The following is a 19591-nucleotide window of genomic DNA, read 5'->3' on the forward strand; positions in this document are numbered from 1 at the left end:
GTCAGTCGGCGCGCGCCATATCGGCGCTCCAGCCGCGTGTCTTGCCCGGGTTCATCAGGCCGTAGGGATCGGCCAGCTTCTTGAAGGCGATTTGCGTGTCGTCGATCTCTTTCATGCCGCCGTCCTCGATGGTCACGACATGCGGATCGAAGATCGTGCAACCGTCGATCTCCTCGAGTTCCCGGATCAGTTCGTATGTCTCTTCCTTGCCGCGATAGCGGACCAGCGGCAGGGCAAAGATCTGGATCTCGCCGTCCATGCGCGCCATTTCGTGGTGCCAGAAAAGCTCGTCGCCGTAGCGTGCCATCTGTCGCATCACCAGTTGCGGATCGAAGGGGCGCGGATAGGCGACCTGCAGGTAGGTCCACCCCTTGTCGACCTTGAGCGCCTGCAATGTGGTGTGGTTCCAGCCGCATTCATAGGCCGGTTGCAGCCCGGCCTTGCGGATCTCGGGCTTGGTCATGGCAAAGGAAATACGCCCACCCATGCGCTCGGCCTCGGCCTGGAACCGTGCCATTTCCCTTGGCGCAACCATGGCAAAGATCGCATCGCGGTCATCGGGAAAGAGATCGCCGAACTTCTTGTAATATGGGGCAAACCGGCGCTCCACCGCCGTCAGCAGGTAACAATCGAACCCTTCGCCCTGCGCCCTCGTGGCAAATTCAAGCGCCTTGTCATAGCCATCAAAGAGAGCGGCAGTATGAACCCAGTCAGTCGCCTCCGTCAGGGCCAGGCCGATCTCGACCACGATGCCGTTGGTACCATAGGCATGCTGCACTTTCTGGATTTCGTCACCGTGCAGTTCGATGATCTGCGGTTCAGGTTCGACCGTGACGACCTTGACGTGGGTGACATTGCCGGGATCGCGCAGCATACCGTGCCGCAAGGATCCGATGCCGCCCGATCCGCCGGCGAGAAAGCCGCCGATTGTCGCCATTTGCCGGGTCGAGGGGTACATCAGCAGTTCCTGCCCGGTTTCACGTACCGCATCGTCCAGCCGCGAGATGCGAGCCCCCGCCTGCACGCTGACATGGCCGGGCTTGATCTCGATCACCTTGTCGAGGCGTGTCAGGTCCATGATCACGCCGCCTTCCAGCGGCACGCATTGGCCATAATTCCCTGTCCCGCCGCCGCGCAGAGTCAGCGGCACCCGGTGCCGGGCCACCAGAGAGGCGACATGCATTACCTCATCCAGTGTCTGCGGCATCACCAGGAACTCACCCCGCAGGTCCTTGAGTTCCTCGTTCAGGATTGGGCTGTACCAGAAATAGTCATGCGACCGCGCCGCTAGGTATTTCTCATCGTCGTATGCGCGAATGCCGTTCAGATCCGCTGCAAAAGCCGCCTGATCCCAGGTCGTGTTCATCTGTCATCTCCTTGAAATTCCGGAATCAGCCTGCCGTTTTGCCAAACCTCGCGCCTGGCGCCCGCCCGGCTCAACGCGTCGCCCGGTCCGCGTGCATCGAACCGGATGAACGAGGCCGGAGCGCCCTCGCGCAGACCGAGATCGCGACCCATCCAGCGGGCGGGCCCAGCACTGATCGATTCCAGCCAGTCGTGATGCGGCAGGTGTCCGTTCAGGACCGCAAGTCGGTAGACATCCCAGAGGTCATAGTCGCCATAGGGATAGAAACCGTCGCGCACATTGTCCGAACCGATCATCACCGGGATACCGGCGGCCCTCGCCTCGTGCAGGGGCGCCAGCCCGCGCAAGCGCGGCGTCCGGCCTGGGCCGCCATCCTGAAGATAGCTGTTGGCCCCGGGCAGAACTGTCAGTCCAACGCCGGCCTCGGCCCCCTTTTCCAGAACGAGGCGCACTTCATCCGGATCACGCACGGCCAGGGCGCATCCATGTCCGCACAAGACATGCCCCGCCATGCTGCGCCGCGCCGTTTCCGCGATGATCGTATCAATGCCGCACGCCTCAGGCTCCAACCCTTCATCGACGTGGAAATCGAGATCGAGTCCATGTTTTTCGGCCAGGTCGAAAACCGTGCGGATCTTTTGGCAAAGATCCTCGTTGCGATAGACAAAGGCGCCAAGAACGCCGCCGTCTTCTCGCACGGTCCTCGCCACGGACGCACCGATCTCGACCAGATCATCCAGCGGCGTGAGCGAAGCCAGCTGCAGGTCAACCCGCCCGCGCCATTGCCGTGCCATGTCCGACAGGACGCTCCAGGCAAGGGGCGCCTCTTTGCCGTGCCAGTCTACATGGCTGCGCATGAGCGCTGTGCCATGGGCATAGGCCCGCGCCAGCCCGGTTTCGGCCCGTTTTTTCAGGTCATCCACCGTCCAGTTGGCCGTATCAGCCGCCATCATGTCGATGGCGTCGAACAGCGACTGGGCGCGGTGCGGCATCCGGTCGGCGGTAAAAGTCTTGTCGAGGTGGACGTGAATGTCCGCCAAGCGCGGCATCACGAAGCCGCCGCCGGTCGTTGTAGATGGCCGTAGCACGACGATGCGGCCATCCTGGTGTGTCAGGTCCCAGGTCCCGTCCCTGCCGGCCAGCGAAAGGCCGGTCAGGGTTCCGCCCTGGATTTGAGGAGCATTCATCACCATCAACCTTCGCGCTTGATCTCGCTCTCGTGCCAGTGACCCAGCACGGCGCGGGACAGCCAGGAGGTGATCAGGAAGATGATGACGCCCAGCAGGGAAACGAGGAAGAGAGCCGCGAACATCCGCGGAATCTCGTTGCGGAAACTGGATTCGAGGATACGTGAGGCCAGCCCGGTGTTCTGACCGGCGGTGCCCGCGACAAACTCTGCCACCACGGCGCCGATCAGGGACAGGCCGCCCGCGATCTTCAGCGCGGCCATGAAATAGGGCAGTGCCGAAGGGATCAGCAGATGCCGCAACCGCTGCCAGGGCGTGGCCTGGTAAAGGCGGAACAGGTCACGCAGGTTGTGGTCGGCACTGCGCAACCCGATGGCTGTGTTCGAGAGGATCGGAAAAAAGGCGACGATCCATGCACAGATCAGCAAAGCGACGAAAGTGTTGCTGACATAGATCAGGATCAGCGGCGCGATCGCGACGACTGGCGTCACTTGCAGGATGACCGCAAAGGGAAACAGGCTCATCTCGACCGGTCGGGACAGGGCAAAAAGCATACCCAGACTGACGCCGCCAATAATGGCCAGCGCCAGAGACAGCAGCGTCAGCTTTACGGTGAAGGCCGCGCTTTGCATCAGAGATGCCCAGTCGGTGATCAGGGTCTCGGCGATCAAGCTTGGCGCAGGGATCAGGTAGTGCGGCACTTCGTTGTACCACACCAGGAATTCCCACAGGCCGATGGCCAGCGTCAGCGCGAGGATCGGTAACAGGATCCGCAGGCGACGTTCGCGCCGCGCGTGCAGGACACGCGGATCGACGGCGGGGCTGACCGGCTTGGTGCCGGCCTGGGGATCAATGGTTGAGATCGACATTGGTCATGGTCCCTTCCAAGGCGTTGCTGACCCGCTTGCAGGTCTCGGTGTATTCGGTGGTCATGCGGTATTCCGCGTTTCTCGGGTACCCGCCGGACAATGGAATATCGTGGACCACGCGCCCGGGCCGGGCCGCCATCACGACAACGCGGCTGGACAGGTAGACGGATTCAAAGACCGAGTGCGTCACGAAGATCACTGTCAGACCGTGCTTTTCCCACAGGGCAAGAACTTCGTCGTTCAGCTTTGCGCGGGTCATCTCGTCAAGCGCGGCAAAGGGTTCATCCATCAACAGCAGCTTGGGCCGTGTCACCATTGCACGCGCAATCGACACGCGCATCCGCATCCCGCCTGACAGTTCCCGCGGATAGGATTTGGCGAAGTTGGCCAACCCGACCATCGACAGCGCCTCTTCAACCCGCTCGCGTGCCTCGGACTTGCTCAGCCCGTGCAGTTTCAGCGGCAGGTAGACATTTTCGTAGACGTTCGCCCAGGGCATCAGAGTTGCTTCCTGGAAGACGAAACCGATGTCGTTGCCGTCGCTGCTTTGGCCGGCTGGATGCCCATTGACGGTGATCTTGCCGCCCGACACGGACAACAGCCCCGCGATCATCTTGAGCGCCGTACTCTTGCCGCAGCCCGACGGGCCAAGAAAACTGACGAATTCGCCCTGCTTGATGCCCAGCGACATGTCCCGCACGGCAACGGTGCCATTGCCAAAGGTCTTGTCCACGTCACGGATATCGATCAGGTCCGGCGTTTCCGGCCGGTTGGATAGGTCATTCATCGTTCACGTCTCCGGTTTGCGGTCCAGCCAGGACAACGGGATGCTGTCGATCTCGGCCATTGCTGCGACCAGACCGGACACAGCGTGATCAAGGGTGGCCTCCCCCTTTTCGACCGTGGCGAGATGTGCCTCGCCGCAGGCGCCTGCCGTGTTCAAGTCCTGTGTTTTCCAACCCGGCCTGACAGCGCGTCCAAGACCGATATTGTCAGTCTTTTCAGCCAGATCCTGGCCGCGAGACCGAAAATCACGGGCAAGCCCCATGTCCACATTGTCAGGGTCAAGCGCCAGCATGACCGATGTTTCCATGTCGCCCGCGTGGATCCCGTGGGCGCGTTCTGCGGCGGAATAGATCCCCTCCGGCATTCCGAATCCGACCCAGGTGCATGAAAAGGTCATCATCCCCTGCGACACGCGCAACTCCCGCGCGGCCTGATCCATGGCAGGAATATTCCCGCCGTGACCGTTGAGAAAGACCATCTTGCGCACTCCGGCGCGTGCGACGCTGGCCCCGATCTCGGTCAGGACACGCCCAAAGGTTTCGCCTGTCAGGGTCAGCGTACCTGGAAAGTCGATATGCTCATCACTCTTGCAGACGGCCTGTGTCGGGAGGATCAGCACCGGGCTGTCATCCGGCAATGCCCGGGCCAGTCTTTTTGCGAGGTTATCGACGGTGCAGGCATCCACGGACATGGGCAGATGCGGGCCGTGCTGCTCGATCGCCCCGATTGGTTGAACCGCGATGATGCGTTCGTGTTCCAGTTCCGCGAATGCGCGCCTGGAATAATCCGCCCAGTACCGCTTCATCTCGCGGACCCCTGTCTGACAGGCCTCAGTTTGATCTTGATCATTTTGTCCTCCCTCCATCGAAGCGTAGAGAAAAACATAGCAATTGGTCAAACTATTTGGTAAAGGTATGTAACATTCTGTAAATAAAAGATCTTTCCAGAATGATGAACATCGAAACCCGCGAATCACTGCGGGTTTCCATTTCCGCGACGCTCCGCATGCGGCTCGATGCCGCGCAAAGCGGAACGCAACCAATCTGGAAACCACCCGGGAGGAAGACATGCAGAAGTTGGTTATTGCCGGAGGCGGCCAGGCAGGCTTCGCACTGGCGGCCAAGGCCCGAAGCCTGTGCCCTGACAGCGAGATCACACTGATCTGCGAAGAACCGGACCTTCCCTATCAACGCCCGCCCTTGTCCAAGAAATACCTGCGAAACGAAATGGCGCGCGAACAGCTCTACCTGAGGCCCGAGGGCTATTACACTGATCAGGGTATCACCTTGATCCGTGGGCATTCGGCCAGGAAAATCGACAGGGACGCCAAGCGCCTCCTCCTCGACAACCAGGCCTTCGCATATGATCAGCTTGCCTTGACCACGGGCGCACGTCCACGGCGCCTTCCGCCTGCAGTCGGTGGGGATTTGCCTGGTGTCTACTATCTGCGCAACGTGCAGGATGTGGACCGCATGGCGCCAGAATTTCAGGCCGGGCGCAGGGTTCTAGTGATTGGCGGCGGCTATATCGGGCTCGAAGCGGCCGCCGTTGCCGCGAATTCGGACCTGTCGGTGACATTGGTCGAAATGGCACCGCGCATCCTGCAACGGGTGGCGGCACCCGAAACCTCGGATTTCTTCCGGACACTGCATCAGACCAGAGGGGTCGATATCCGGGAAGGGATCGGACTGGACAGACTTGAACGCGACAAGACAATAACCGCGCGCTTTTCGGATGGCACAGCGCAGGAGGTTGATTTCGTCATCGTCGGGATCGGCATCGAGCCCAACGACGCTTTGGCCCGGGACGCAGGATTGCCCTGTGATGGCGGCATTGTAGTGGACAAGTACGGGCGAACATCGGACCGCAATATCTGGGCCGCAGGTGACTGTACGCGCCTGCCCTACCGGGAAAACATGATCCGGTTGGAAAGCGTGCAGAACGCCATCGACCAGGCCGAAGCGGTTGCCGCCAACATGTTGGGACAGGAAACCGACTACGTGCCGAACCCCTGGTTCTGGTCCGACCAGTTCGATGTCAAACTGCAGATTGCCGGTCTGAACACCGGCTACGACCGTGTCGTCGTCCGCCAGGCCGCGCGCGGCGGCCAGTCGAACTGGTACTTTCAGGGCGAAAGATTGTTGGCTGTCGACGCGATGAACGACCCGCGCGGATACATGATCGGCAAGCGTTTGATCGAAGCGGGACGGTCGCCGGAACAGGCGCAGGTCTCCGATCCCGATGCCGATCTCAAAGCATTGCTGTAGAAAATGGCCGGTTTGAGCGCGCCCGATAACCTCGTGTCAGGTCAAGCGCGACATGCCGCCTTTGACTCGTCGGATGGGAATCGAACTCTCGATCGACGAGACGCCGTCGATCCGGGTCAGCCGCGCTGTCAGGAAATGTTCGAACTCATCCAGATCCCGAACCGACACCCGAAGCAGGTAGTCGCGATTGCCGGTCATCAGCCAGCAATCGACGACTTCCGGACATAGTCTGATGGCACGTTCGAAACTCACAAGCCCGGTGTCGACCTGATGTGCAAGTTTGACCGAGACAAAGATATTCATGGCAAAGCCAAGTTTTCGCTCATCAATATGCGCGCTGTAGCCGGTGATGATCCCTTTGCTTTCCAGTATGCGGATGCGGCGGGAACAGGGCGACGGGGACAAGCCGACCCGTTCGCTCAACACCTGGTGAGAGATACGCGCGTCCTCCTGAAGCTCGTTCAGGATCTTCAGGTCGATCTCGTCCAGATCCAACATGACCGCCTCGTGATAGATGCCAACAAAGAACACGGAATTCTTGGCACAGTCTGCCAAACTTTCGGGCACTACTAACGAGATTGGCGCAAACTGCCAAGTCGCTACGGTTAATCTGCGCCAAAATCGGAGGAACCCATGTCCAGACATGATGCAATCGCCCACCAGGACCCGGACCCGGAAGAAACGCGGGACTGGCTGGACTCGCTGGAATCCATGGCCACGGCAGAGGGCCCGGAGCGGGCGCAGTTCGTTCTGAACCGTGTTCAGGACCATGCCCGCCGACTGGGCGTCACCACGGCCGGGCTACCCTATTCGGCCTATCGCAACACGATCCCGCTGTCTCAGCAGCCGGCCTATCCCGGCGATTTGCAACTTGAGGAACGGATCATCGCGATCATGCGATGGAACGCGCTGGCGATGGTGGTGCGCGCCAACAAGGCCTATGGCGAATTGGGCGGGCACATCGCCTCCTATGCCTCCGCGGCAGAGATCTTCGAAGTCGGGTTCAACCATTTTTTCCGCGCCAAGAGCGACGATTTCGGCGGCGACCTCGTCTATTTCCAGCCACATTCGGCACCAGGCATCTACGCCCGTGCCTTCCTCGAAGGACGGTTGTCCGAAAGTGACATCGCCAACTATCGGCAAGAGGTGCCGGGCAAGGGCCTGTGTTCCTACCCGCACCCCTGGCTGATGGATGAGTTCTGGCAAATGCCGACGGGGTCGATGGGCATCGGGCCGATGTCGGCGATCTACCAAGCGCGGTTCATGCGCTATCTTCAGGCCCGCGGCCTTGCGGACACGCAGGACCGCCACGTCTGGGGCGTTTTTGGCGATGGCGAGATGGACGAGCCGGAATCCATCGGCGCGCTGACCCTCGCCGCCCGCGAAGGGCTCGACAACCTGACCTTTGTCGTCAACTGCAACCTGCAACGGCTGGACGGCCCGGTGCGCGGCAATGGGCAGATCATCCAGGAACTGGAATCCCTGTTCATCGGGGCCGGCTGGAACGTGATCAAGGTGCTCTGGGGGTCGGAGTGGGACAATCTCTTTGCCCGCGACAGCGAAAGCGTCCTGTTGCGCCGCTTCGCCGAAACCGTTGACGGCGAATACCAGACCCTCGGGTCGCGCGACGGCGATTACAACCGGGCAAAGTTCTTCGATGCCGATCCCGCCACGGCGGCGCTGGTGGCGCATATGTCGGATGACGAAATTCACCGCCTGAAGCGTGGCGGCCACGATCTCAAGAAATTGCACGCGGCCTTTGCCTCGGCCAAGGCCCACAAGGGGCGCCCGACCGTCATCCTGACCAAGACCAAGAAGGGCTATGGCATGGGCGGCGCCGGCGAATCCCGGATGATTGCCCACCAGGCGAAAAAGCTGGATATTGAGGCGCTCAAGGCCTTCCGCGACCGTTTCGACCTGCCGCTGTCGGACAAGTCGGTCGAAGCGCTGGAATTCTTCCATCCCGGCGACAACAGCCCCGAAGTCGCCTATCTCAAGGATCGCCGCACGACGCTTGGCGGATACCTGCCGCGGCGGCCAAGTCACGCGGATTCTCCCGCCCCGGCCCGCCCCGACCTGGCCGGCTTCGCGAAGTTCGCGACCGAGGCCGACGGCAAGGAAATGTCGACCACGATGGCGGCGGTCCGGATGATGAGCGGGCTATTGCGCGACAAGCAGTTCGGCCCGCGCCTTGTTCCCATCGTCGCCGACGAGGCACGCACATTTGGCATGGACAATCTGTTCCGGCAGGTGGGGATCTACGCGCCGAACGGGCAGAAGTACGAGCCGGAAGACGCGGATTCGATGCTGTTCTACAAGGAAACGGCGGATGGCCAGCTTCTGGAGGAAGGGATCACAGAGGCAGGCGCCATCAGTTCATGGACTGCGGCGGCCACGGCTTATTCCACGCATGGCACCGAATTGCTGCCGATCTACATCTACTATTCGATGTTCGGCTTTCAGCGGGTCGGAGACCTGATCTGGGCCGCGGCCGACCAACGGGCGCGTGGCTTTCTTCTGGGGGCCACCGCCGGGCGGACCACCCTGTCGGGTGAAGGGCTGCAGCACCAGGACGGGTCCAGCCACCTGGCCGCCGCCGCGATCCCCAATTGCCGGGCCTACGATCCATGTTACGCCTATGAACTGGCGGTGATCATGGATCACGGCATGACGCGAATGCTGGACGAGAAACGCGACGAGTTCTTCTACATCACCGTCATGAACGAGAACTACGCCCAGCCCAGCATGCCGCAAGGTGTCGAGGGCGACATCATCAAGGGCATGTACCGGCTGGGTGGCAATGACACCGACGGGCCGCGCGTGCGGCTGCTGGGGTCCGGCACGATCCTGCGCGAGGTCATTGCCGCCGCGGAAATCCTGCAAGGTTATGGCATCGGCTGCGATCTCTATTCGGTCACCTCCTTCAGCGAACTGGCACGCGATGGAGCCGAAGCTGAACGGCAGGGCCGGTTGGGCAATTCGGTACCTTCGCACGTGGAACGGATGATTGGCGGGGATGCGCCGGTCATCGCGGCCAGCGACTACGTGCGCGCGGTTCCGGCCCAGATTGCCCCCTATCTCGACACAAGGATGACGATCCTCGGGACGGACGGCTTCGGTCGCTCTGCCAACCGCGCCGCCCTGCGCCGTTTCTTCGAGGTGGATCGCCAGCATATCGCCCTTGCCGCCATCGAGGCATTGGTGCGCAAGGGCGACATCGAGGCCCCGGTGCTGTCGCAGGCCATAGGTGAACTGGGCATCGATCCAGCGGCCGATGCGCCCTGGCGGATGTGAGGGAGAGCCGGATGAGCAACACGGTCGAAATTCATGTCCCGGACATCGGCGATTTCAACGACGTCCCGGTTATCGAGATCCCGGTGGCCGCCGGCGAAAGGGTTTCCGAGGATGATACGCTGATCGTTCTCGAGTCCGACAAGGCCACGCTGGACGTGCCCAGCCCGCAATCGGGTACAATCACCGAGTTGAAAGTTGCCGAGGGCGACAGGGTCAGCAAGGGCAGCCTTGTCCTGTTGATGGAACTCGCCGCTCATCCGGATGCAGCGGCTCCTGTGGCAGAAACGCCACGCGCCGTGCCGGATGCGAAAGCCGTGGAGCAGGCGCGCCGTGCGCCCGCATCCCCGCCGGAGGCTGACAGGCCGGAGCCAGCGGCGGGAACACCTGGAAAGCCCTCTCATGCCTCGCCCTCGGTCCGCAAACTGGCCCGCACGTTGGGCGTGGCCATCGACGAGATCCAGGGCACCGGGCTGAAGAACCGCATCACCCGCGAGGATGTAGAAGCCTACGTCAAGAGACGCCTGACCGCGCCGCCGCCTACAGCGCCACAGGGGACCGCTCTGTTGGATCTGCCGGATTGGCCGAAGCCGGATTTCGCCGCCTTTGGCCCGATCGAACGCGAACCTCTGTCCCGGATAGCCCGGATTTCAGGGCCTAGCCTGACCCGCAACGCGATACTGATCCCGCATGTTTGCAACTTCGACAAGGCCGATGTGAGCGATCTTGAGGACTTCCGCAAACGGCTCAACAAGGAAGCCGGCCCGGACGATGCACGGATCACCATGCTGGCCTTTGCGGTCAAGGCTGCGGTCTCGGCGCTTAAAGCGCATCCGCGATTCAATGCGTCGCTTGACGGTGACGAGATCGTGCTCAAACACTATTGGAACATCGGCGTCGCGGCGGACACGCCCGAGGGTCTGGTCGTGCCGGTCATCAAGGAGGCCGACCGAAAGGGCCTGCGCGAGATCGCCGCCGAAATGGCCTCGCTCGCCAACAGCGCACGGCAAGGCAAGTTGAAACGCGACGCGATGCAGGGGGCGACCTTCACCATTTCCTCGCTGGGCGGGGTCGGTGGCACGGGATTCACGCCCATCATCAACGCGCCGGAAGTGGCCATCCTGGGCATGACACGCGCCGAAACCCAGCCAGTCTGGGACGGCTCTGCCTTCCAGCCGCGTTTGATCCAGCCCTTGAGCCTGAGTTGGGATCACCGGGTCGTGGATGGTGTCGCAGCGGCGCGGTTCCTGCGTCATGTCTCGGAGGTCATGAGCGACTTTCGCCGACTGTCGGTGTGACCAGAACTTGATGGCGGCGCCCCGGTCCGGTTTACTGCGACGGGGCGCCCAGACCTTGCAGATGTAGCGCCCACCGCTGCATCAGGTTGAGGCCCTGCGGGGAGGGCGGCAAGCAGGGTGCCCGGTCGTGAATCGGTAGGCCCGCCGCGACACCGAAAACGCGTTTTCCATAGGTGATCAGGTGTTCGAGTGACTGCATCACGAAGGTGATTTCCGGCAGCATCGCGGCATAGAGTGTTTCCGCCGCCTCATGTTCACCCTTTTGCCATAGGTCGAACACGCGTGCCACGACCGGCGCAATATCCGGGGCCAGCACAAAACCTTCGCAACCGTTACGCAGGTTGTCCGTCAGTTCCAGCCCGCCACGTCCGCCGAGCACATGGATACCTGCGCCAGCGGTCGCAATGATGTTCTGAACCCCCAGCGCGGCATCCTCGCTCTTGACGGCAACCACATTGGGACATCGCTGGCGCAACCGGGCGATGTCATCGCCGGACAGCGCCCGGCCCAGGTACTGGGGCGCGTTCTGCAAAGCCACCGGCAGATGTGTTTGCTCCGCGATCCGTGCGAAGAATTCCAGGTAGACATCCGCGCCGAAGTTTCCGCTCATCGGGGGTTGCAGGATCAGCCAATCGGCGCCCGCCTCTTGCGCCGCGCGGCAAAGCGTGACCTGTTCGGCCACCGAGTTGCCGGCAACGGTTACGGAATAGGGCACCCGCCCGCCAACTGCGCGCCCGACACTCTCGATCAGCGTCAGCCTCTCGGGAAGGGTCAGTTTCAGGACCTCTGTCGCAAGCCCCAGCACGGTGATCCCGTGACAGCCCTTGTCGATACAGTAATCCACCTGCGCGGCCATCGCGTCATGGTCCAGCGTTTCATCGGCCCGGAACAGCGCGAACAGGACCGCATGCACGCCCTGAAAGATCATCGGATTCACCATTCTGCGATCGATCCGTCCGCATGGCGCCAGACCGGCGCCCTCCACCGATGCCCCTGGGCGGCGCGTTCGGTGATGACGTCCTCGTCAAGTTCAATACCAAGCCCCGGACCTTGCGGAATGGAAATGAACCCGTTTTCGACTTTGAACACCTCTTTGTCGGTGACGTAGTCGGTCAGGTCACCGCCCTGATTGTAGTGGATGCCAAGGCTCTGCTCCTGGATGAACGCATTGTGGCAGATCGCATCCACTTGCAGCGAGGCTGCCAAGGCAATGGGACCAAGCGGACAATGCGGGGCCAGGGCCACGTCATAGGCCTCGGCCATATGTCCGATGCGCACCATTTCCGAAATCCCGCCCACATGGGCGGTATCCGGATTGACCACGCTGGCCGCGCGGGTTTCGAAAACCCGCCTGAAATCATAACGCGAGTGCAGCCGTTCACCGATGACCAGCGGGATGGTTGTCGATCTAGCCAGATCCGCCATCCTGTCCACCTGCGCCGAAACAACCGCGTCTTCGACGAACATCGGGCGCAGCGGTTCCAGCTCTTTCAGCAGGATCTTGGCCATGGGGGCATGCACCCGGCCGTGGAAATCAAAGGCCAGATCCATCCGCGTGCCCACGGCTTCGCGCAGGTCCGCCAGCCGTTTCACGATGCCGTCGATCCGGCCATAGCTGTCAACGATCTGAAGCTCGTCGCAGATGTTCATCTTGCAGGCATCATAGCCCGCGTCCATCAGCGCCTTTGCCCCCTCGATCAGGTTGCGCGGGCGATCGCCGCCGATCCAGCAATAGGTGCGCACCCGGTTGCGTACCGGGCCACCCAACAGGGCATGGACCGGCGCGTCGTGGTATTTGCCCTTGATGTCCCAAAGCGCCATGTCGATGCCGGAGATGGCGCTCATCAGGACCGGGCCGCCACGGTAGCATCCATTGCGGTAAAGCGATTGCCAGATATCTTCGATATGCAGCGGGTCGCGCCCGCAGAGGAAATCCGAAAGCTCCGCGATCTTGGCGGCAAGCGTTTCCGCGTGCCCTTCCAGGACGGGTTCACCCCAGCCGGTCAGTCCTTCGTCGGTTTCGATTTTCAGGAACAGCCAGCGCGGCGGAACGAGGTAGGTTGTCAGCTTGGTGATCTTCACGGTCCGGCCTCTTGTCATCCGGGGATTTGGGAATGTTCTGGCATAGGGTTCGCACGGCCAGGCCAGGCCCTGCCCGCAGGCAGGGCCATTCAAGCCGAACAGCGGATCCAAACCTAGTGTAGCGCCGGACCCTGGTGGATCGCGTCACCGTCCTGATCAAAGAAGTGCAACCTGCCTTCGGGAAAACGCAGCGGCAGGTTGTCTCCGGGTTTAAGCTCTGTATTGCCGTTTGTGCGCACGACAATGTCACCCGATCCCGGCACCCGGGCGTAGATGTTGGTATCCGCGCCAAGCCGCTCGACGACGAGGGCCTCTGCGGTGACATTGGCCCGCTCCTGCGCGATTTCGATGTGTTCCGGCCGGATGCCCAGGTGGCGGGCGTTGTCGGGGCCGCGAAGGCTTTGTCCGTCGCCCAGTGAAATCACTCCCTGCTCGGGAGAGACCTCCAACACGTTCATGTTCGGCGAGCCGATGAACTGAGCCACAAAGAGGTTGGCCGGACGCTCGTAGAGTTCGAGCGGCGAGCCGACCTGCTGAATGTCGCCGCCGTTCAGGACAACGATCCGATCCGCAAGGGTCATGGCTTCGATCTGGTCATGGGTGACATAGACCATCGTTGCACCAAGACGCTGGTGCAAACGCGCGATTTCAAGCCGCATCTCGACCCGCAGCGCCGCGTCCAGATTGGACAGCGGTTCGTCGAAGAGGAACGCCTTGGGATCCCTGACGATCGCACGGCCCATGGCCACGCGTTGGCGTTGTCCCCCGGAGAGTTCCTTGGGCAGCCTTTCCAGCAGCTTGTTGAGGCCAAGCGTATTGGCCGCCGCCTCGATCGGACCTTGCCGCTTGGCGGCGGGTTCGCGACGGATTTCCATCGAGAACCCCATGTTCCGCGACACCGACATATGCGGGTAAAGCGCGTAACTCTGGAACACCATGGCGATATCCCGGTCACGGGGCGGGATGTCGTTCATGGACCGCCCCCCGATGCTGAATTCCCCGCCACTGATGGTTTCAAGACCGGCGATCATCCGCAGCAGGGTGGATTTCCCGCAGCCAGAAGGGCCCACCAGGACGACGAATTCGCCGTCCTCGATCTTGAGGTCGATATTGCGCAGGACCTCGACACGTCCATAGCTCTTGCGCACGGATTTGAGTTCCATTCCGGCCATGTACTTATCCTTTCACGGCGCCGCTTGTGAGGCCCTGAACAAGGTACCTTTGGATGAACAGGAAGAAGAGACAGGACGGGACAAGGGCCAGCACACCGGCCGCCATCATCTGCCCCCAATCGACGGAAAACTTGCTGACGAAGGTCAATAGCCCCACCGGGAAGGTCATGGAGTCGTTCGAGCTGATCAGCATCAAGGCGAACAGCAGTTCGGACCATGCCGCGGTAAAAACGAAACCCAATGTCGCGGCCAGCCCCGGGAGGGTCAAAGGCAGGACGACTTTCCGCAGGGCGGTGAACCGGGTGCAGCCGTCGATCATCGCCGCCTCTTCGAGATCCTTGGGAATCCCGTCAAAGAAACTTTGCATCAGGAATGTCGCGAAGGGGATGTTGAAGGCGACATAGACGACAATCAGGCTGGTCAGAGAGTTGAGCATCCCCAGCGACGCGACGATCTTGTAGATCGGTGCGATGATCATCAGCAAAGGAAACATCTGCGTCAGAAGCATCAGCGCGATGATCCAGCGCTTGCCGCGGAAGTGAAACCGCGAGAACGCATAGCCCGCCGCGGCCGCGATCAGCGCGGTAACCGCGGCCGTTGACAGTGACACGATCACCGAATTGCCGAAATAGCTCAGGAAATCCGAGGCGAGGATCACCGTCTTGAAGTTCTCGAGCGTGACCGAGGACGGAAAGAAAGCGGTGCCCTCGGAGTAGATCAACTGGTCCGGGGTCAGGGCGATCTTCAGCAGCCAATAGAGCGGGAACAGGGCAAAGCCGACATACCCCGCAACGGCGGCGTATTTTCCCACCGTGAGCAGCGTGTTGTTTTGTGGTCTTCTGGACATCAGAATTTCACCAGCTTGGCTCTTACGAAGAGCAGAACCGCCGCGTAGATGAAAAGAACGCCCAGCAGCGCCACCGCGATTGCAGAGGCATAGCCGAAGTCGAGCTTACGGAACGCGGTCGTGAAGATGTAGGTGGACAGGATCTGCGTGGAATCCGCGGGGCCGCCCCCGGTCATGACGTAGATCAGGTCGGCGAAATTGGCGATCCAGATGGCGCGCAGCATGACCGTGATCGCGATCATCGGCCCCAGGAAGGGCAGCGTGATCTTGGTGAAGCACTGCCACCGCGAGGCGCCGTCGATTTCGGCGGCTTCGTAGAGTTCTCCCGGGATGGATTGCAGTGCGGCCAGCAAAGTGATGGCAAAGAAGGGAATCCCGTACCAGACATTGGCCATGATCGGTCCCCAGATCGCCGTGTCCGGGTTCGACAGGATGTTATAGGGTTCGTCCAGCAGCCCGATGGCGGCCCACCAATGCGGCAGGGGTCCGATCACGGGGTTGAGCAGCCAGGACCAGGTCAGCGCGATAAGGAAGGTCGGCACCGCCCAGGGCAGAAAGACAACCGCCTGGACAAAACGCTTGCCGACAAGCGGACGTGACAACAGCAACGCAAGACCCAACCCCAGTAGGAACTGCAGAGTCACCGAACCGAAGGTCCACCAGAAGGTATTGTTCAGAGCGCGCCAGAACTTTCTGTCATCCGCCAGGTCGCGGAAGTTTTCCAGCCCGACAAATCCCGTGTCAAACGGCTTGAGAAGGTTGATGGATTGCACCGAGTAGGCAATGCCGATCGCCAGCGGGATGAGCATGACGAAACAGATCAGCAGGATCGCCGGCGATGCATAGAGCCAAGGCTCGACCGCGTAGCGGAAGTAGGCCCGGCCAAATCGTGTCCGGGGTTCCCCGGACACGACTTTTTCTGGCGAAGTTATTGGTCGGCTTGCCATTTGCCGTACTCTTCGGTCAGGTACTCAGCCCATTCGTCCGCCATTTCCTCGACGGAAATCTGACCCAGCAGCGCCTGCTGCGAGGTTTCGAGAACCAGCGAGTCGGCAAAATAGCCAAAGCCTTCGAGGTAGGTCGGCATGCTCATCGGCTGCCATGCATCGCCGTTCAACTCGGTGAACCAGCCAGCGAACTGTTCGCTGCGGAAATGCGGATCCTGGTCGGCGCCCTTGTGGATCGGGATCACCCCGACGCGCTTGGCCCAGGCAATGTTCGATTCCGGGTTCGACAGGTGCCCGATCAGCGACCAGGCCTCGTCCTTGTGATCCGTGCTGTCGAAGGCGGCCCAGCCAGCATAACCGATAGTCGGGAAGGACAGGCCATCCGGGCCTTTCGGCATCGGCGCGACTGCGAAACGGTCACTTTCCATCCGCTGGGCAATCGCGATCAGCGCATCGGGATCCTGATCGAGGAAGGCGCAGGTGCCCGAGTAGAACCCGGCGACGATCTCGTTAAAGCCCCAGGAAACGGAGTCCCGCGGTGCCAGTCCATCCTGGTAGAGGTCGATCAGGAATTGCAGCCCCGCAACCGCCTCGGGCGTGTTGAGCGTGCTTTTCCCGTCTTCGTCGAAATAATTCTGCGCGCCGCGCATTGTCATGGCCATCATCATCCAGCCGTTCAGGCCGCCGGGGCCACCGCGCAGGCAATAGCCGTATTTGCCGTCCTGTTCAGAGATCTTGGCCGAAATCTCGCGGAACTCTTCCAGCGTTGCGGGCGGGGCGTCATACCCTGCCTCTTTCAGCATCTCCTTGTTGTAGAACATGGCGCGCAGGTAGAAACCGTAAGGGATTTCCTTGAGCTTGCCGCCCTTTGTGGCCGACCCCATGTCGATGGTCGTCCGGGTAAGCGTATCGGCATGTTCCCAGGTCTCGAAGTGCGGACCAAGGTCCATCAGCCGGTCGGAATACAGCCCAAGCCAACGGTCGGGCATTTCGACAACGTCCGGAATATCGCCGCCGGCAACCATCGTGGCGAATTTCTCAAAGGCCTGGCCCCAGGGCAGGGACACGATTTCGACCGTGTGGCCGGTTTGCGCCTCCCATTCCGCGACCATGCTTTTCAGCGTTTCGGTTCTTTCCGGGCTGGTGATCACCTCGACCAGCTTCAGGTCGGCGGCATAGGCGCCGGACCCGATGATTGCCGCCAAAGCGGTACTTGCGACTAGTCTCTTCATAACTTTCCTCCCAGTTATTGATTGAATTGCTCGGCCATTTTTTTCGGCCGGGTTCACGCGGTCGCCTTGTCCAGTGCGGATTTGAAATCCGACCAGAGCGCCTCGGCCTCCTCGAGGCCGAGAGACAGGCGAACCATCGTATCGGGGACGCCGAACCGTTTCAGGGAATTGGTCGCCCCTTCTTGTGCAAGGGCAACCGCCGCAGGCAGGACAAGGCTTTCGAACCCGCCCCAGCTGACGCCGAAGTGGAAAAGGGTCAGCTCATTTGCAAAGCGGCGGACGTCGACTTCCGGGGCGAATTCGATGGACATCAGCCCCGAACGCCCTTTCAGCCCGGGCACATCGTTCGGACCCGGCGAATTCACTGCCTTGATCTGCGGAAGAACACTCAGCCGGTCGACAAAGATATTCGCGGTCCGCTCGTGCTCGCGCATCCGCGCAGGCAACGTACGCAGCCCTCGGACCAGCAGCCAGGACTCCATTGGCGCCAGCTTCCCCCCCAACAGGGGCAAGGTCAGGTCGCGCAACATGCCGATGTACTTGGCGGACGAGATGACAACACCGGCAACGGTGTCGGAATGCCCGCAAATGTATTTCGTTGCCGAATGCAGAACGATGTCGATCCCGAGGGTCAGGGGGTTCTGGAACACCGGGGTCGCCCAGGAATTGTCGATGACAGAAATACAACCGTGCCGTTTCGCATGCGCTGCCACCTTCTGAAGATCGACCACCTCCATCATCATGGAATTGGGGCTTTCCAGGTAGACGACATCGACGCCGCGGAGCAGGTCCGGATCCGACTCGATCTCGGCGCCAGAGTGATAGCTGATCTCGATGCCGAACGGGCGCAGCATCCGTTCCATCAATCGATAGGCGTCGGGATAGACATGGTCGATGCAGACCATCCGGTCGCCCGGTTTGAGCAGCGCAAAGAGCGTCGAGGAAATCGCCGCCATCCCCGAGGCAAAACCAACCGCCGCCTCCCCCTGTTCAGCCTTGGCCATCATGGCCTCGAAACTGGCGACAGTGGGATTTTGCACCCGCGTATACAGGGCCCGGTCACTTTCACCTGCCATGCGCGCCTCGAAGGCCGTGAAATCGTCGAAGGTAAACAGCGACGTCTGGTATATCGGCGGCGTCACCGAGCCAAAGTCGCCGCCGTGCGGTCGCGAAAGTTGTGTCTTCAAGTCCTCGTCACGCATCCGCGCCGTCTCCGATGATCTTCTCCACGTCCCTGCCTGTCAGGTCCGTGATCTTGTGCATGAGTTCCGCTGCGCGGTCGGCGTCGCCGGCGCAGATGGCTTCGGCCATTTCGATGTGCAGGGGGATCGTATCCGTCCCGAGCATGGGCTCGCCGAGCGGCGCCTCGTAGACCGAGTGGAAAGCCCCCTGCAGCTGGTCGACCAACTGTTTATACAGGGGGTTTCCCGTTGCCTCGTGAATGGTCGCATGGAAGGCGTGATCGGCTTGCCGCCAGTCCTGTCCGCTGCGCCAGATGTCCATCAGCTTGTAGCAGCTCGTCATGATTTCGTGCCGTTGCCGGTCCGTCGCGCGCAGAGTCGCAAGTCGCACGGCGTCGGCCTCCAAGGGCCGCCTGACCTCAAGCATCCGCTGCAGGCTCTGCGCCTCCAGCGTGATCGCGATGGGCAGGTGCAGCGAACTGGTGGTTATCGGCGCCCGCAACACGGTTCCGGCACCCTTGTTCCGGGTCACGATCCCGAGGCTCTGCCAGGCCTGCAAGGCCTCGCGCACCGTCGAACGTCCGACCCCCAAGGCCTTTGCCAACTCCGTTTCAGGCGGGAGACGGTCGCCGACGCCGATGCCGTTTTCCGCGATCATCTCGGCAATCCGATTGAGGACTTCGCGCGCCTTTCCGGTGCCACTTCGTGTTGCATTCCTGATCATTCGCACAGCATTGAAACATTGTCTGAGCAAGTCAACATCTTTGTCTGACATAAATGCCAAACTTACTCTGACAATGCTTGATCAAAGCCATAGGCGATTGAAAATCCGATTTTTTTTGGCTGCAAATTTCTTGCGTATGGGTCGCTCTGGTGGCCCTTTGTGCCCCAAATACGCGGACAAACGGGGCCTGCCTCCGGCAGCGATTCCCGCCGTGGGGCTGAATTTCTCCGCACAGAGAAGAGAGCACAAAGACGCCGGGGCAAGGCAGGCGCTGTTCGCGTTGAGAACACGCAAGTGCTCGCCCATCGAGACACTCAAGGCGACTGCATGTGCCGTCCCCGC

The 19591-nt window shown here is 61.3% G+C and carries 17 protein-coding genes; 3 read left to right on the forward strand and 14 right to left on the reverse strand.

The window, feature by feature from the left end; all coding sequences use genetic code 11:
- Nucleotide 1: 1 nt before the first annotated feature.
- The 5 genes from G9Q80_RS03185 to G9Q80_RS03205 are packed head-to-tail and all read right to left on the reverse strand — an operon-like array spanning nt 2 to nt 5184.
- Nucleotides 2-1366 (reverse strand): FAD-binding oxidoreductase, encoded by a 1365-nt coding sequence (locus G9Q80_RS03185; protein WP_088716498.1) that lies wholly within the window; start codon nt 1364-1366, stop codon nt 2-4.
- On the reverse strand, nt 1363-2553 hold the full coding sequence (locus G9Q80_RS03190) for an amidohydrolase family protein (RefSeq protein WP_088716542.1): 1191 nt from the start codon (nt 2551-2553) through the stop codon (nt 1363-1365). Before G9Q80_RS03190 ends, G9Q80_RS03185 begins: the two co-directional genes overlap by 4 nt.
- A 5-nt stretch (nt 2554-2558) precedes the next feature.
- Entirely contained in the window at nt 2559-3422 is an 864-nt protein-coding gene (locus G9Q80_RS03195; protein ID WP_088672476.1) for an ABC transporter permease, read from the reverse strand.
- Nucleotides 3403-4209, reverse strand: a complete 807-nt coding sequence (locus tag G9Q80_RS03200) for an ABC transporter ATP-binding protein (protein ID WP_069211757.1) — start codon at nt 4207-4209, stop codon at nt 3403-3405. The genes G9Q80_RS03195 and G9Q80_RS03200 overlap by 20 nt, the downstream gene beginning before the upstream one ends.
- A 3-nt stretch (nt 4210-4212) precedes the next feature.
- Nucleotides 4213-5184, reverse strand: coding sequence for a creatininase family protein (locus G9Q80_RS03205; protein ID WP_198550031.1), 972 nt, complete (start codon nt 5182-5184; stop codon nt 4213-4215).
- Between the two features lie 91 nt (nt 5185-5275).
- On the opposite strand from G9Q80_RS03205, the gene G9Q80_RS03210 reads away from it, so the two are divergent.
- Complete coding sequence (locus G9Q80_RS03210) at nt 5276-6475, forward strand: NAD(P)/FAD-dependent oxidoreductase (RefSeq protein ID WP_088716496.1); 1200 nt, start codon at nt 5276-5278, stop codon at nt 6473-6475.
- Between the two features lie 36 nt (nt 6476-6511).
- On the opposite strand, the gene G9Q80_RS03215 is transcribed toward G9Q80_RS03210, so the two are convergent.
- Nucleotides 6512-6973: an Lrp/AsnC family transcriptional regulator gene (locus tag G9Q80_RS03215; RefSeq protein WP_043144544.1), complete on the reverse strand. Its 462-nt coding sequence runs from the start codon at nt 6971-6973 to the stop codon at nt 6512-6514.
- A gap of 135 nt (nt 6974-7108) precedes the next feature.
- Here G9Q80_RS03215 and mdeB point away from each other — a divergent pair, with 135 nt between their 5' ends.
- Both mdeB and G9Q80_RS03225 read left to right on the forward strand, forming a co-directional pair.
- Complete coding sequence (mdeB, locus tag G9Q80_RS03220) at nt 7109-9769, forward strand: alpha-ketoglutarate dehydrogenase (protein WP_088716495.1); 2661 nt, start codon at nt 7109-7111, stop codon at nt 9767-9769.
- Between the two features lie 11 nt (nt 9770-9780).
- Complete coding sequence (locus G9Q80_RS03225; RefSeq protein ID WP_088716494.1) at nt 9781-11064, forward strand: 2-oxo acid dehydrogenase subunit E2; 1284 nt, start codon at nt 9781-9783, stop codon at nt 11062-11064.
- 31 nt (nt 11065-11095) lie between these two features.
- Here G9Q80_RS03225 and G9Q80_RS03230 read toward each other — a convergent pair whose 3' ends face one another.
- From G9Q80_RS03230 to G9Q80_RS03265, 8 genes are all read right to left on the reverse strand, one after another.
- Nucleotides 11096-12004 carry a dihydrodipicolinate synthase family protein gene (locus G9Q80_RS03230; RefSeq protein ID WP_198550030.1) on the reverse strand — a complete coding sequence of 303 codons (909 nt, stop codon included), beginning with the start codon at nt 12002-12004 and terminating at the stop codon, nt 11096-11098.
- Nucleotides 11998-13146 carry a galactonate dehydratase gene (dgoD, locus tag G9Q80_RS03235; protein ID WP_088716493.1) on the reverse strand — a complete coding sequence of 383 codons (1149 nt, stop codon included), beginning with the start codon at nt 13144-13146 and terminating at the stop codon, nt 11998-12000. Before dgoD ends, G9Q80_RS03230 begins: the two co-directional genes overlap by 7 nt.
- A 113-nt stretch (nt 13147-13259) precedes the next feature.
- Nucleotides 13260-14318 (reverse strand): ABC transporter ATP-binding protein, encoded by a 1059-nt coding sequence (locus G9Q80_RS03240; RefSeq protein ID WP_088716492.1) that lies wholly within the window; start codon nt 14316-14318, stop codon nt 13260-13262.
- 4 nt (nt 14319-14322) lie between these two features.
- Entirely contained in the window at nt 14323-15165 is an 843-nt protein-coding gene (locus tag G9Q80_RS03245) for a carbohydrate ABC transporter permease (RefSeq protein WP_052244657.1), read from the reverse strand.
- Entirely contained in the window at nt 15165-16076 is a 912-nt protein-coding gene (locus G9Q80_RS03250) for a carbohydrate ABC transporter permease (RefSeq protein WP_223306257.1), read from the reverse strand. The genes G9Q80_RS03245 and G9Q80_RS03250 overlap by 1 nt, the downstream gene beginning before the upstream one ends.
- 17 nt (nt 16077-16093) lie before the next feature.
- Complete coding sequence (locus G9Q80_RS03255) at nt 16094-17344, reverse strand: ABC transporter substrate-binding protein (protein WP_088716490.1); 1251 nt, start codon at nt 17342-17344, stop codon at nt 16094-16096.
- A 53-nt stretch (nt 17345-17397) separates the two neighbouring features.
- Entirely contained in the window at nt 17398-18546 is a 1149-nt protein-coding gene (locus G9Q80_RS03260; protein ID WP_043144485.1) for an aminotransferase class I/II-fold pyridoxal phosphate-dependent enzyme, read from the reverse strand.
- Nucleotides 18539-19300, reverse strand: a complete 762-nt coding sequence (locus G9Q80_RS03265) for a FadR/GntR family transcriptional regulator (protein WP_315900706.1) — start codon at nt 19298-19300, stop codon at nt 18539-18541. Before G9Q80_RS03265 ends, G9Q80_RS03260 begins: the two co-directional genes overlap by 8 nt.
- Between the last annotated feature and the right edge of the window lie 291 nt (nt 19301-19591).

The organism is Mameliella sp. LZ-28, assembly GCF_012274245.1.
Taxonomy (GTDB): domain Bacteria; phylum Pseudomonadota; class Alphaproteobacteria; order Rhodobacterales; family Rhodobacteraceae; genus Antarctobacter; species Antarctobacter albus.